11 protein-coding genes are annotated in these 13058 nt (G+C 73.1%); 4 read left to right on the plus strand and 7 right to left on the minus strand.

Annotated elements, in window-relative coordinates:
* The first annotated feature begins 69 nt into the window (after nt 1-69).
* From AB0C19_RS26415 to AB0C19_RS26430, 4 genes are all read left to right on the plus strand, one after another.
* Nucleotides 70-759 carry a response regulator transcription factor gene (locus AB0C19_RS26415; RefSeq protein WP_357189601.1) on the plus strand — a complete coding sequence of 230 codons (690 nt, stop codon included), beginning with the start codon at nt 70-72 and terminating at the stop codon, nt 757-759.
* A complete protein-coding gene (locus AB0C19_RS26420) occupies nt 756-2111 on the plus strand; it encodes a HAMP domain-containing sensor histidine kinase (RefSeq protein WP_357189603.1) in 1356 nt (451 codons plus the stop codon). Before AB0C19_RS26415 ends, AB0C19_RS26420 begins: the two co-directional genes overlap by 4 nt.
* On the plus strand, nt 2108-2671 hold the full coding sequence (locus tag AB0C19_RS26425; RefSeq protein WP_357189605.1) for a GerMN domain-containing protein: 564 nt from the start codon (nt 2108-2110) through the stop codon (nt 2669-2671). The genes AB0C19_RS26420 and AB0C19_RS26425 overlap by 4 nt, the downstream gene beginning before the upstream one ends.
* A gap of 146 nt (nt 2672-2817) precedes the next feature.
* The gene (locus AB0C19_RS26430) at nt 2818-3414 is read left to right on the plus strand and encodes a hypothetical protein (RefSeq protein WP_357189607.1); all 597 of its coding nucleotides are present in this window, start codon (nt 2818-2820) and stop codon (nt 3412-3414) included.
* A 51-nt stretch (nt 3415-3465) separates the two neighbouring features.
* Here AB0C19_RS26430 and AB0C19_RS26435 read toward each other — a convergent pair whose 3' ends face one another.
* The 7 genes from AB0C19_RS26435 to AB0C19_RS26465 form a co-directional block, all read right to left on the minus strand.
* A complete protein-coding gene (locus AB0C19_RS26435) occupies nt 3466-5382 on the minus strand; it encodes a glycerophosphodiester phosphodiesterase family protein (protein WP_357189608.1) in 1917 nt (638 codons plus the stop codon).
* Between the two features lie 101 nt (nt 5383-5483).
* Nucleotides 5484-6221, minus strand: a complete 738-nt coding sequence (locus AB0C19_RS26440) for a cellulose binding domain-containing protein (RefSeq protein ID WP_357189610.1) — start codon at nt 6219-6221, stop codon at nt 5484-5486.
* 74 nt (nt 6222-6295) lie between these two features.
* Nucleotides 6296-6676: a DUF742 domain-containing protein gene (locus AB0C19_RS26445; RefSeq protein ID WP_091399588.1), complete on the minus strand. Its 381-nt coding sequence runs from the start codon at nt 6674-6676 to the stop codon at nt 6296-6298.
* The gene (locus AB0C19_RS26450; protein WP_145795838.1) at nt 6654-7103 is read right to left on the minus strand and encodes a roadblock/LC7 domain-containing protein; all 450 of its coding nucleotides are present in this window, start codon (nt 7101-7103) and stop codon (nt 6654-6656) included. Before AB0C19_RS26450 ends, AB0C19_RS26445 begins: the two co-directional genes overlap by 23 nt.
* Nucleotides 7100-9049 carry a nitrate- and nitrite sensing domain-containing protein gene (locus AB0C19_RS26455; RefSeq protein WP_357189612.1) on the minus strand — a complete coding sequence of 650 codons (1950 nt, stop codon included), beginning with the start codon at nt 9047-9049 and terminating at the stop codon, nt 7100-7102. Before AB0C19_RS26455 ends, AB0C19_RS26450 begins: the two co-directional genes overlap by 4 nt.
* Nucleotides 9046-11607: a LuxR C-terminal-related transcriptional regulator gene (locus tag AB0C19_RS26460; RefSeq protein ID WP_357189614.1), complete on the minus strand. Its 2562-nt coding sequence runs from the start codon at nt 11605-11607 to the stop codon at nt 9046-9048. The genes AB0C19_RS26455 and AB0C19_RS26460 overlap by 4 nt, the downstream gene beginning before the upstream one ends.
* A 5-nt stretch (nt 11608-11612) precedes the next feature.
* Nucleotides 11613-12872: an Hsp70 family protein gene (locus tag AB0C19_RS26465; RefSeq protein WP_357189616.1), complete on the minus strand. Its 1260-nt coding sequence runs from the start codon at nt 12870-12872 to the stop codon at nt 11613-11615.
* Nucleotides 12873-13058: the final 186 nt, after the last annotated feature.

Here is a 13058-nt window from a genome sequence, read left to right on the forward strand (position 1 = left end):
TTGTGTGACAAAACCGCCGGCTGGCGGGCACGGTTGGCCGCCCGGCGGTCCGCCGAGCATGATTCCGGCATGACCGCCGTACTGGTGATCGAGGACGACGACCGCATCCGGCTCGCGCTGCTGCTCGCACTCGAGGACGAGGGCTACGACGCCCTCGGCGCGGCCACTGCCGAGGAGGGCCTGCGCGCCCAACGTCACCACCCGGCCGACTACGTGCTCGTCGACCTGATGCTGCCCGGTCTCGACGGCTTCGAGTGCATCCGGCAGCTGCGCCGTGACGACGACGTCCCGATCGTGGTGGTCAGCGCCCGCGACGGCACCGACGACATCGTCGCCGCCCTCGAAGCCGGCGCCGACGACTACGTGGTCAAACCCGTGGCCATCAGGGAGCTGACGGCCCGCCTGCGGGCTCTGCGCCGCCGTGCCCGGCCGGTGGTCACGACCACGGCGCCGGAGCCCGTGCCGGCGGTCGCCTTTGGGGAGTTGGAGATCAGTCCGGAGGCGGGGGAGGTGCGCCGCGCCGGCCAACAGGTCACTGTCACCCGCACCGAGTTCCGGCTGCTCTGTGAGCTGGCCGAGCACGCCGGTCGGGTGCTGTCCCGTCAGCAGTTGCTGCAACGGGTCTGGGGCTACGACAGCGGCGACGAACGGCTCGTCGACGTGCACGTCGGCCGCCTGCGGCAGAAGATCGAGCCGGACCCGGCGAATCCCCGGCACCTGGTCACCCTGCGGGGCCTGGGCTACAAGCTGCAACGATGAGACGCCTCGGACTGCGCACCCGGGTGACCGCCGCGTTCGCCGTCGGCGCGCTTCTGCTCTCGGCGTCGATGGCCCTGATCTCCTACGAGTTGACCCGCCGGTCCCTGCTCGACGACCGCGAACGCATCGCCCTGCGGGCCGCCTACTTCGACGCCGCCGTGGTGCACGCCGGCCTCGACACCGACACCCCGGACGTGGTGGAGGTGCTCCGGTCGTTGGACACCGGCGGAAGCCGTCGACCGGTGCTGCACCTCAACGGCGAGTGGTACGCCCGCGCCGCCGATCCCGGCACCACGGCCGCCATCCCCGACGAACTGCTCCGGGTCGTCTCCGCCGGGGAGCCGGCCGTGCAGCGTGTCCGTGTCGACGGGCAACCGGCTCTGGTGGTCGGTGTGCCGCTGTCCGCGTCCGCGACGTACTTCGAGGTCAACTCGCTGCGCGAGCTGGAGCAGACGTTCCGGGTGCTGGCCCTCGCGCTGACCAGCGTCGCGGTGCTGGTCGCCGGAGCCGGCGCCACCCTCGCCTGGTACGCCACCCGGCACGGGTTACGGCCGCTGACAGCGGTCGCCGACGCGGCCGAGAAGATCGCCGCCGGTGACTTCACCGCCCGGCTCGACCCGGCCACCGACAGTGACCTCACCCGCCTCTCCTCGTCGTTCAACCAGATGGTCGACCGTCTCGCCCTGCGCATCGAACGGGACCGCCGGTTCGCCGCCGACGTCAGCCACGAACTGCGCTCCCCGTTGCAGACCCTCGCCGCGGCGGCCAGCGTCCTGGCCCGCCGTCGGGAACACCAGGACGAACGGACGGCCACCGCTGCCGGGCTCGTCGCCGACGAGATCGACCGTTTCCAACGGCTCGTCAACGACCTGATCGACCTGGCCCGCAGTGACCAGCCGGCTCATCGTGCCCCGGTGGACGTGGTGGAGCTTGCCCGGGAGACCTGCGACGCGTACGACCTGCCGGGCGCCCTCGTCCGCCTGGCACCGGACGTGCCCCCGACGTGGCAGGTCGAGCGGCGGCGGATCGCCCAGATCCTGGCGAACCTGCTCGACAACGCCGTCACCTACGGTGGTGGCCCGGTTGCTGTTCACCTGGGCCGGGACGGGGGCAGCGGCGTCATCGAGGTCGACGACGACGGTCCGGGCGTTCCCGTCGAGGACCGCGAGGCGATCTTCGACCGGTTCGTCCGCGGGCGAGCCGCCCACACCCGTGGCGCCGGCGACGGCACCGGCCTGGGGCTGGCGTTGGTAGCCCAGCACGCCGCCGCGCACGCGGGGCAGGTGACCGTCGCCGACCGTCCGGGCGGGGGCGCCTGTTTCCGGGTCACCCTGCCGGAGAGCCTGTCGTGAGGCGCCGCCGTCTCGCCCCGTTGGCCCTCGCCGTGTTGCTGGCCGGATGCGGCATCCCCACCGACGACACCCCGCGCACGGTGCCGCCCCCACGAGGGCCGCTGAGCAGCGCCGCTCCCGCCGACACCACAGCACCAGCCGGCAGCGCCGCCGAGACGCTCTGCCTGGTCCGGGACAACCGGATCGTCCCCGTGGTCCGGCGGGTCGACAGTGCACCCAGCCTTGCGGACCAGTTGCGGCACCTGCTCGCCGGGCCCAGCGGGGCCGAACGGGACGGCGATCTGACCAGCGCGTTGCCGGGGGCGGTCAACGCCGCCCGCGCGACGGTGACAGGGACGCAGGCCCTCGTCGCGGTGGACGAACCCGCAGAGGTGGGCGGTCGCAGCGACGAGGTCCTCGCCTTCGGGCAGATCGTCTGCACTCTCACCAGCCGCGAGGACATCTCCACAGTGGCCTTCCTGCGCGACGGCAGGGCTCTCGGCGTGCCCCGGGCCGACGGTTCCCTGTCCAGCAGACCGCTCACCCGCGACGACTACGCCCCCCTCATCAGCGAAAGCTGAGCGCGCGCCACCGCGAGCACGGGCCACCCCGATGTCGACTGTGGGGGTCTCGGGGTTGCTCGGTGGAAGACCTGAGACGGAAGCCAGGGCGACCCGAGGGAACCTCCCGGAGGTTTGCTGGCGTCGGCAGCCACATGCTGGCTGGCATGAAACGCGCTGCGCTCTACGTGATCGCCGGCCCGGTCGGCCTCGGCGCCTACGGCCTGGTCCGGCTGTGGGCACGATCCGACGGGGTGTACGGCCCCGGGCTCGACTGGCAGGCCGCCCACCTGGTCGCCCTCGCCGGCTTGGTGTGCTTCGTCCCGGGTGTGCTCGCGCTGTCCCGCCTGCTGCCCCACAGTCCGGGGCGCACCGGGGTGGTGGCCTTCACGTTGGTCGGGCTCGCCGCGACGATGGTGCAGTTCGGCGCGGACATCGTCGAGGGGCTGCTGGCCGAGGACCGGGCGGAGATGTCGAGGCTCGGCGCGGAATTCAAGGACATCCCCGGCGTGGAGGTGGCCTTCTACGACGTCGTACCCCAGTTCTTCTTCGTCGGCCTGCTCGTGCTCACGGGCATGCTCGCCGCCCGACGGCGGCTGGCGTGGTGGAGTGTGCCGCTGCTCCTCGCCGGCATCGTCCTGCCGGTGGTCACCCTCGATCTGCTTCCGATCGGTGGCCTGTGCATGGCGCTGGCGTTGGCCCCGGCGCTGCCGCTGGTGCGACAGCACTGTGAGCGTGCCGAGTCGCCCGTCGCCGTTCACTGAGGACGAAGGGTGGCGCTGGCCCTCATCGGACCAGCGCCACCCTTCGAGCCGCTACTTCAGGGCGAGGGTGCGCGCGTCAGCGGCGATGATGCTGGCGATCTCCGCCGGCACCAGCTTGCCGGCCTGCCGGTCGGCGTAGGTGGCCAGTTCGGCGTACTGGGCGTGGGCCAGCTTGGTGGTCATCGCCGTGACGGCGGCCGGGTCCGCGCCCGAGGTGAGGATCAGGTAGCCGAGGCCGGCCTGGCTCACCGTCACTGTGAAGGTGCTGGTCGCGGTGGCGGTGCCCTCGGGCCCGGTGGCCTCGGTGGTGATGGTGTGCCGGCCGGCGGTCAGCTTGGCCAGGTCGAGCTTGCGCCCGGCGGCCGACTTCTTACCGTCCAGCGTCACGGTGACGGTGTCCGCGTTGGTCGCGGCGACCGCGATCACCGGGGACTGCGCCCGGTCCAGCCGCGCCCCGTTGGTCGGCGAGGTGATCTGCACGGTCGGGTCGGCGGAGGCCCGCTGGACGAACCCCGAGTTCCAGCCGACCAGCTCCGCCGCGCGGTTGGTGATGATCGCGTCGGTGCCGATCCGCTCCAACCGCTGCCACAGGCCGGCGGAGTCCATCGTCCAGGCCATCACGGCGACCCCGGCGGCGTGCAGTGGGGCGAGCACCTCCGGCTTGGCCAACAGCGCGTTGCCGTCCGGGTTGTACGCGGTCAGGTGCAGCTCCTTCGCGATCGCCACCGGGTCGGCGTCCAGTGTGCTGCGGAGCAGGCCGAGCGGCAGCTCGGGGGCGATCTCGTAGGTGTACTTCAGGGCGTCGACCTCGAAGCTCTGGATGAAGACCCGGCCCATCATCTGCTCGTCCCGGATCACCTGGATGATCGTGGCGACCTCGTCGCGGGTGTGCTTACCCTTGATCTCCACGAGCAGGTTGCCACCGCGCGTCCGCAGGTCGGCGAGCTGCTCCGCGAGGGTGGGCACCCGCTCGCCGACGTACTGCGGGCCGAACCAGGAGCCGGCGTCGAGGGCCTTGATCTGCGCGGCGGTCAGGTCCCGGATGTTGCCGGTGCCGTCGGTGGTCCGGTCGACGGTGCCGTCGTGCAGGATGAACGGGACGCCGTCCTTGCTCGGCTGGACGTCGTTCTCGATCCAGTCGGCGCCGCCCTTGCGGGCGATCTCCTGGGCGACGAGGGTGTTCTCCGGTGCGGCGGCGGACGCGCCCCGGTGGGCGATCACTGTGAACGGGCTGCCCTCGGGGCGGAGGTAGCCGTTCGGTGCCAGCTCGGTGACTGTGACGTCGTCGTACGACACTGTCGCGCCGTTGACGAAGAGCCCCTGGACGCCGTCGGCGGAACGCTGGAGGCTGCTGGTCCGCATCGCCTCCCGCCCGTCGAAGATCCAGCGGGCCTGGTTGCCGTGCACCTCGACGGCGACGCGCACGTCCCGCCCGGTGCCGGCGGCGGACGGGGCGGAGGCGGTGTTCGTCACGACCCACGCGTTGGCAGGGGTCCGCTGGGCGAATTCGAGCCCGTTGGCGGCGGTGGTGCCGCTGCGCATGGTGGCGATCCACCAGGGGGTCGCGCCACTGGCGGGAACGTCGATGCCGAGCGAGGCCCAGCGGGTGGCGGCCGAGACCGACTCGAAGCGCATTGTCGCCTCGAGGCGGAAGTCGTTCAGGTGCCGACCAAAGGTGATCTTGTTGTTCTCGCTGGAGCTGACGGAGGTTCCGTACAGTCGGCCGTTCTCGACCTTCCAGGTGCCGTCGACAGCGTGCCAACCGGCGGGCAGTGACCCGGCCGAGAAGTTCTCCGAGACGACGACGCTGCCCGGCTCGGCGGTGGCGGGCGACGAGGTCGCGACGGCGACCGCGACGGCAGCGCCGGTGAGGGCGAGAGCGGCGACGGAGGCGGCGGCCCGGGTTCGCAGGGCGCCGAGGCGCGACCCGGCGCGGCGAGGCGACGGTGATGTCTGTAGGACAGTCATGGCCGGAACGGTACGAAGCGCGCCCGAACTGATGATCAATCAGGCATGGCGGCCTCCGGAACGCCTGGTGTACCGCGCCCGATCGGGGCGTCCCGGACTGGTCAGTCCGACAGGCCGGAGCAGGCGACCCCGTCGATCGTGCACGCCTTGGGGGCGGAACCGGTCAACGATCCATTGACCCGGAACGTCACACGGACCGAGGCGTTGCCGGGCACCTGGCCGGTGTTCGGGTCCGGCACGAATGTCCACACCGCACCGTCCCGGCTGGCCTGCGCCCCCTCGACCCCGCTGACCCCCAGCGACTCCCGGGGCAGGGTGACGACAAGCGTCCACCCGGGTGCCGGGACCGAGCCGGGATTGCTGATCGTCACTGTCGCGCCGTAGCTGAGCAGGGCGTTGTCAGTGATGGCGAAGTCCGCGCCCAGGGCCGCCGGGGTGGGTTCGGCTGTCGCACCGGTCGGCGTAGATCGGGTCGACGACGCGACGGCCGGTGGCACCGAGGAGGCCGAGGCGGACGGTGAAGCGGTCACCGCCGGGCTGGTGAGCGCCGGTCGCGCCTGTGCTCGGGGAGTGGCGGACGGTGACGCGCCCACCTGCTCGACCGACGGCGGCGGGTCGAGGGTCACCGGCGTCAACTTCTCCGGCGTACGCAGCACCCCGACGATTGACACGACTGTCGCGATCAGCACCCCGAGCGCCGCGACGACGGCCACCCAGGTGGCCCGCGAGACGTCCTCCCGACCGGTGAGCACCCGCCGCGCGGCCGTGACGAGGGCCACGACCCGATCCAGCAGGATGATCGCCACGGTACGGCGTGGCTGGGGTGGTGTTGCCGGCACTGCCAGTTTCTCCTTCAGTTCGTCGCCGGGTGCGTGCCCACGATCCGTCCGGGTCGCGGGTGGCACCTGCCCGGTCACAGCCCGCGAAGCCCGACGAGTATCGCCTCGAGCAGATCCTCGGTCGGCAGCTCCGACAGCATCGGCGGTTCGTGCGTCTCGATCAGCCCGGCCGCGAGCAGGTCACCGAGCAGCACCCGGACCGTCCCCAGCGGAAGATCCAACTCGGCCCCCACCTCGGCCACCGACACTGGATGGTGACACAGCTCGACGATCCGCGCCTGTTCGGGGAAGAGCGGTGTGGGAGGCGTGACTCCCCTCCGGGCGACGACCAGGGAGATCAGGTCGAACTGGCCGCGTGCGGGCGCGGTGCGCCCCCCGGTCATCGTGTAGGGCCGGGCGACCGGGCCCGCGTCATCGTCGTACCATGCCTCGTCAGTGGTGCCGCTGGTGTGCACCAGTGTCCCCGATCGTCACCGAGGAGGCCGGGCCCAGCGTGATCGGCAGGTGCTGCTCGGCCTGCCCCACGAAGAGCGCCACCTCGTACGCCATGTCACCGACCTCGACGTCGTCACCGGCGATCCGCACGGTGAGGATGGTCCCGTTCGGGATGGTGGCGATGAACAGGAACGCTCGCGACATCTGCACCACTACCTGGCGCAGCCGACCCGCGTCACAGGTCCGGGTGGCGGCCAGCCCCAGCGCGATCAGTCCGGCGACCACGCCGGAGATCTGCTCGGCCAGCTTTGCCCCCACCCGCCGCGAGCCACCGAGCGGCAACCCGTCCGGTGAGAGCACCACGGCGAACTCCGCGCCGTGCACCCGGTCGACAAGGTCGTTCAGGGCGTCGGTCAGGCCGTCCTCGGTGACCACTGCAGACGTCATTGTTGTCTCCTTGCTGTTCTGGCAACTGGCAACTCAACAGTGTCGAGGCTGGTCCTGCCGTTTTCCGGGCCGGTCGGCCCGGGGTGGCGGACCCGCGTCGGCAGCGCGCCGTTGCCGCTGGGGTCGGTGCCGGTCTGGGCCGGTGGGTACGGGGTGTCGGGTGGTGCGTCTGCCGGTGTGCGGCCGGTGTCGGTGACCGTGATCAGCCGGGAGGGTAGGAGCACGACGGCGGCGGTCCCACCGCGCCGGCTGGGGCGCAGCGAGACGTGGGCGCCGCAGCGCTCGGCCAGAACGGCGGCGGCGTACCAGCCGGCGAGGCCCACCGGTGGGCCGTCCGGTGGCGGGTTGCCGAGCAGGTGGTTCGCCTCGACCAGCGCGGCGGCGTCCAGCCCCGGCCCGTCGTCGACGACGAGGACGGCACACCCCTGCGATCGCTGTTCGCCGCTGACCCGGACGGTGGTCTCCGCCCCGGAGAAGGCCAGAGCGTTCTCGATCAGCTCCGCCAACAGGTGGATGACGTCCGTGACGGCCGGCCCCGCGAGCGACCACGGCCAGTGCGGCGCGATCAGGACCCGGTGGTAGTCCGGCACCTCGGCGACAGCGCCGCGCGCCACGTCGAGCAGTGGCACCGGGCGTCGCCAGCGGCGGGCGGGTGTCGCGCCGGCCAGGGTGATCAGTTTCTCCACGTTGCGTCGGACCCGGGTGGTGAGGTGGTCGAGTTGGAACAGCTCGCCGGTCTCCTCGGTGGACCGTTCCCGACGTTGCATCCCGTCCAGCAGGCTGAGCTGGTCGCGCAGCAGGACCTGGTTGCGTCGGGTCAGCCCCAGGAACAGCTCCCGCTCGGCGTCACCCCCCGGCGTCGCCGGATCCTGGGCCGGGGCCGGCGTGTCCGGCACCGGAGCCTGAGCCGGAGGGTCGGCATCGATCCTGGTCAGCTCGTCGGTCAGGCGTCGGACGGTGCCCGCCCAACTCAGCAGGAGCACCAGCACGACGATGAGGCCGAGCCCCACGACGGCCCCGGTACGCGCGATGAGCACTGCGGCACCGGGGGTGGCCCGCTCGACGCTGCTGCGGGCGGTGTTCGTCACCAGTGCCTGCAGCCCGCCGAGGGCGGCATCCGCCGCGCCCCGCCAGTCCTGGACGGTGAGACCGGCCAGGGTGTTGGCGGTGCCGACCTGGAGCAGCAGCCGGTCCTCCAGGGCGAGCAGAGCCGCGAACTCGGGGCGGGCCGCGAGGCGCTGATGCTCGGCCTGGCCGTCGGGCGGAAGCCCGGCCGCGGCCTCGGTGCGCGCGTACCGCTGGATGCTGACCAGTGCGGTCAGCCGGCGCCTTTCGTCGGCGCCGAGTCGTGCGGCGGTCAGGGCCGCGCTGACGACTGTGTCCTCCCGGGCGAGCAACTCCCGGGCGCGGGCCAGCGCGATCACCGCGCGGGTGTCGGCGGCCAACCCGCTCTCGTACGCGCCCCACTCCGGGCCGTACACCCGGAAGGCGACGTCGATGACCTCGTCGTACCCGTCGACTGCCGTGCCCTGGTCGAGCCGGCCGGTGTCCACCTGGGATCGGGTCGTGCCCAGGCCGTCGAGCCGTCGGACCAGCTCGTCGGCCCGGTCGCGGACGGTGCCGGCGCTGAGCAACCGGAGGTCGCGGCCCTCTGTGAACTCGCGGATCTCGGCGGCGGCCCGGTCGGTGCCTTCGCGGGCCCCGACCAGCGCGGGCGTCGTCTGCCCCGCCCCGGCGATCGTCTCGGCGGTGATCCGGCGTTCCGTCTGCAGGCTCAGAATCAGGCGGTCGATGGGCTGGCCCAGCGTGTCCGCCAGCGCCCGGACGCGCAGCAGGTCGACGGCGTCCTGGCTGGACACGTAGGCCGCGTACGACCAGAGCGTGACCAGCACGGCGGCCAGTACGGCCAGCCTGGTCCGGATCAGCCGAACGTCGTTACGGGTCATCGGGTCGCCCGCTGCGGCCACGGTTGCCCGGCCGTGTCGCTGGCCCGGTCGGCGACGAGGGTGCGCAGCAGCGCCAGCAGTTCGGTGCGGTTGGCGCAGTTGAGCCGGTTGCGCATCCGCGCCACGTGGTGTTCGACGGTCTTGGCCGAGATGAAGAGCCGATCGCCGATCTCGCGGTAGGTCAATCCGGCCAGCACCAGCTCGGCGACCTCGTACTCGCGGTCGCTGAGACCATGCTGCGTCGGGCCGGCGACCCGTGCCGTGCTCGCACCGGTCGTCGGTGTCTGCTCGCTCTGCCCACCGGAGGGCCGCCCCTGCAACGCTCGGGCGCACTCCAGCAGGGTGGTCATCGCCCGTCGGTCCGCGGTGCGGATGGCGGCCTGCCCGGCGAGGCGGGCGCCGTCCCAGCACAACCCGGTGTCGTGCAGCCCTCGGGCGGCGGCCTCCACCCGCGTCGGGTCGACGACCCCCCGGAGCACCTCCACCCAGCTCTCCGCGGCGGCGGCGACCACTGCCGCGTACCTGCTGTGGCCGGCGGCGGCGAGCAACGCGGCGACGTGTTCGTCGGCGATCGTCGGCTCGCCGGTCAGGATGGCGGCGTGCAGCCCGCTCCAGTGCAGCGGCACACTCCACAGTGGCGGGTCGTCGAGGCGGTCGAGCAGCGCACGCCCCTGGTGCAGGTACGGCTCCAGCCGGGCCAGGTCACCCAGCCGCGCGCCCGCGATGGCCAGCTCACCCAACGGCAGCAGTGTGAACAGGTCGACGGGGTGCCGCACCACGGCCTCCAGCGCCTGCCCCCAACCCCGCTTGAGCGCCCCGAGGTCGCTGTTGCGCCGGCCGACGCCCATCCGGATCGCGGCGGCGAAGAGCTGGTCGCGTGACTCCAGTGGTCGCCCGTCGAGCGTCACTGTGGCGAGCCGCTCACCGGCGGCGTGGATCTCGCCACGGACCATCAGGATCCAGGCTTGCAACAGCCGGTGGCGGCGGGCCATCAGCGGGCCACCGACACCGGCGCCCAGGGCACGGTGCAGCACCCGCTCGGCGATGTCCAGCTCACCGCAGTGCACGGCCGTCAACGCGGCGAGGGCAGCCGGGCTGTCCGGCAGCAGCGCCGCCCGGCCGTCCGGCTCCAGCAGCGCGGCGGCCTGCACGAGCGCGGACAGCGCGGCGGTCGGCGGGCCGGTCACGCTCTCCCGTACACCGTTGGCCATCAGTCGGGCGGCGCTGGCGTGCAGGGTCGGGGGTTCACCCGCCGGATCACCCGCCGGTGACTCGCTGCGGGCGGCCGGGTCACCGGTGGCCAGCCCGCCGACGATGGCGAACGCCGCCGCCGAGGCGGTGCCCGACCACCGGAACAACTCGACGCTGCGACCGACATGACCACGGTGGGCCAGGGCGGTGGCGGCGACCACTGCCGCCTCGGAGCGCTCCGGGGGAGCGGCAGTGGCCAGGAGTCGGTCCGCCAGCCGAAGCGCGTCGTCGAGGTCACCGGCGAGCGCGGCGGCGAGCGCCTGCCGCGCGTTGGGTGGCTGCCCGGCCGCCGTGGCCGCCGCGAACAGTTCCGCGGCGAACGCCGGCTCGTCGGCCAGCGCCTCGTCCGCCGCGGCGGCCAGTGTCGCGGCCGGGCAGTCGCCGAGCGCGCCGACCGCGAGCAGCGAGCGGACCAGCGGCAGCACCGCGCCACCCCGAGCGAGCTGCAACTCGGTGAGCCGCCGCCAGACCGCTGTCCGCTCGGTGCTGGGGCTGAGCGTCGCGACGGCCCGCCGGACGATCGGTGCGAGCCGGCCGTCCGCGCCGAGCAGCCCGGCCGCCCGGGTCGTGGCGATCAGTTCGTCCACTCCCGCCGGGTCCCGGCCCAGCAGCGCACCGAGCATGCTCACCGGCAGCGCCCCGCCGGCCGCGAGAGCGAGCAGCAGCCGTCGTACCGCGGCGGGCTGGACGTCCAGGTCCGGCCCGAACTCGAGGATGACGGACCGGGGTGGGTCCACGGTGCCGGTCCGGGTCTCCGCGCCGACCAGGCCGTGGGCCAGCCGTTCCACGTCCCGGGGTACGCCGGCTGTCTGCGTGTGGACGAAGTCGACCAGGTCGGCGGCGCGGCCCAGCTCGGGTGTGGCGGCGAGATAGGCGGCGGTCTGCTCCCGGGTGAACGGCGTGAGCAGCACTGCCTGCCCGTCGCGCCGCAGGGCGTCGACCAGCTCACTGAACGCCGCTGACCGGGGCCACGGGCGGTGGGCGACCACCAACCGATGTCGCCGGCCGGCGGCCAGACGCAGCAGCGCCTCGGTCCGTGCGTCGTCGAGCAGGTGCGCGTCGTCGACGAGCACCACGGTGTCGGGGTCGACCGGCTCGTCCGGCTCCGGGGCGGTCGTGCGGACGGCGATCCCGGCGCGGTGGTGAATGCGCTCCAGCTCGGCGAGGAGCGCTGTCTTTCCGTGACCGGCCGGGCCGGCGACGCCGACGGCGAGCGGGCCGGTCGGGTCCTGCGCGACAGTGTCCAGCAGCGCCTGCAACCCCTTGTCCACTGTCAACCCTGGTGCGGCGAGGTCATTCATGATCATCGGGCTTATCCTTCGCGTCCTCGGGCGCGGGCCAGCGCCAGGCGGGACGGCTTCGGCAGTTCCAGTGGGAGGACCCGGACCGGGGGCCGCGGTGGCGGATCGCCCGGAACGGTGTGATGAGGGCGGCGTGGTGCCGGGAGGGTGGACCGCCCGGCGCCGCTGACCGCTGCCGGAACGCGGTTCGGCGGCGGCTGGCGAGGGCGTGGTGACACCACCTGACAGGCGGCCATCGCCGCCCCGGTGGCTGCGGTCAACTGGGCGTCCGGCTCCACCTCGACGGGCACCGGGAGGGCCGCGCCGATCAGCTCGGTCACGAGCGGGACCCGGGTGGAGCCGCCGGCCAGCAGGACGCCGTCGAGCTGTGCCGGAGTCAGGTCGGCACTGCGCACGGCCCGGAGCAGGAGGTCGACGGTGGCCTGTACCGTCGGGCGGATCATGGCCTCGAACTGTGCCCGGGTCACCGGCACCCGCGCCGGGCCGCTCGGCAGGGTCAGCACCACGTCGGCAGTGAGGTCGACGGTCAGTACCCGCTTGACCCGGTCACACTCCGCGCGCAGCCCCCGCAGAGCAGCCTGGGCCCCGCGACGCCCGGTGGCGGCCAACTCCCGGGCCAGCACGGTACGAGCATGCTCGGCGAGCGCCTCGTCGAAGTCGGCGCCGCCGATCGAGTCGAGACCCTGCGGGGTGCCGAACGTCTCGTACGTGCCGCGCGGGGTGCGGCGCACCAGCGCCGCCTCGAAACTGTTGCCCCCGAGGGCGTAGACCACTGCGGTGCTGCCCGCGAACCCGCGAGCGGCGTGGCTCTCGGCGACGGTGACCGTGCGGGGCAACAACGTCACGTGCCGTAGGCCGAGGTCCGACAGGGCCCGGTGCAGCACCTCCCGCCGGTAGGGGCGCCACCCCGCCGGGTGGCTGAGCACTATCGCTTCGGCCGCCCCGCCCTCCAGGGCGTGGACCCGCTCCACCACCCACGCCGCCAGTTCGGCGGTCAGCGTCTGCGGCGCGCACGGCTCGCCGCCGAGCAGCACCGGCACGTCGTCGCCGATCCGGTGGACGAAGTCCCGGGTGGTGCGGCTGCCGTCGTCGGTCGCGGGCTCGCCGACGCGCAGCGAACCGTCCTCGGCCAGGCACAGCACCGACGGCATGAGAGGTGAGCCGGCGCTCAGCGGGACGGCCTCGGGCCGGGTCCAGGTCGCGCCGCGTCGTCGTGCGACGGCGGCGGCCGTGTTGCTGCTTCCGATGTCTATCCCCAGGACGTACGGCATCGTCTCTGTCTCTCCCCGTGAGTCGGCCGGTCGGTGGCGATGGCGTCGGCTGACCGACGACCCACCCCCGGCGAACCCCGCGGGCTCCTACGTTCGTACCAGAGATCAGTCCCTGGTCGGGACCCTAATCTCGCCGGGACGGTTTCCCCCTGTCCCCCTAACGTACGAGGTGGCGGAGCCCCTAGT

Source organism: Micromonospora sp. NPDC048842, from assembly GCF_040649935.1.
GTDB lineage: Bacteria > Actinomycetota > Actinomycetes > Mycobacteriales > Micromonosporaceae > Micromonospora > Micromonospora hortensis.

Excerpts from the sequence above, each read along its gene's own strand:
- AB0C19_RS26415 (WP_357189601.1), top strand. The coding sequence starts at position 70 with ATGACCGCCGTACTGGTGATCGAGGACGACGACCGCATCCGGCTCGCG.
- AB0C19_RS26455 (WP_357189612.1), bottom strand. The coding sequence starts at position 9,049 with ATGACCCGTAACGACGTTCGGCTGATCCGGACCAGGCTGGCCGTACTG.
- AB0C19_RS26420 (WP_357189603.1), top strand. The coding sequence starts at position 756 with ATGAGACGCCTCGGACTGCGCACCCGGGTGACCGCCGCGTTCGCCGTC.
- AB0C19_RS26450 (WP_145795838.1), bottom strand. The coding sequence starts at position 7,103 with ATGACGTCTGCAGTGGTCACCGAGGACGGCCTGACCGACGCCCTGAAC.
- AB0C19_RS26435 (WP_357189608.1), bottom strand. The coding sequence starts at position 5,382 with ATGACTGTCCTACAGACATCACCGTCGCCTCGCCGCGCCGGGTCGCGC.
- AB0C19_RS26460 (WP_357189614.1), bottom strand. The coding sequence starts at position 11,607 with ATGATCATGAATGACCTCGCCGCACCAGGGTTGACAGTGGACAAGGGG.
- AB0C19_RS26465 (WP_357189616.1), bottom strand. The coding sequence starts at position 12,872 with ATGCCGTACGTCCTGGGGATAGACATCGGAAGCAGCAACACGGCCGCC.
- AB0C19_RS26430 (WP_357189607.1), top strand. The coding sequence starts at position 2,818 with ATGAAACGCGCTGCGCTCTACGTGATCGCCGGCCCGGTCGGCCTCGGC.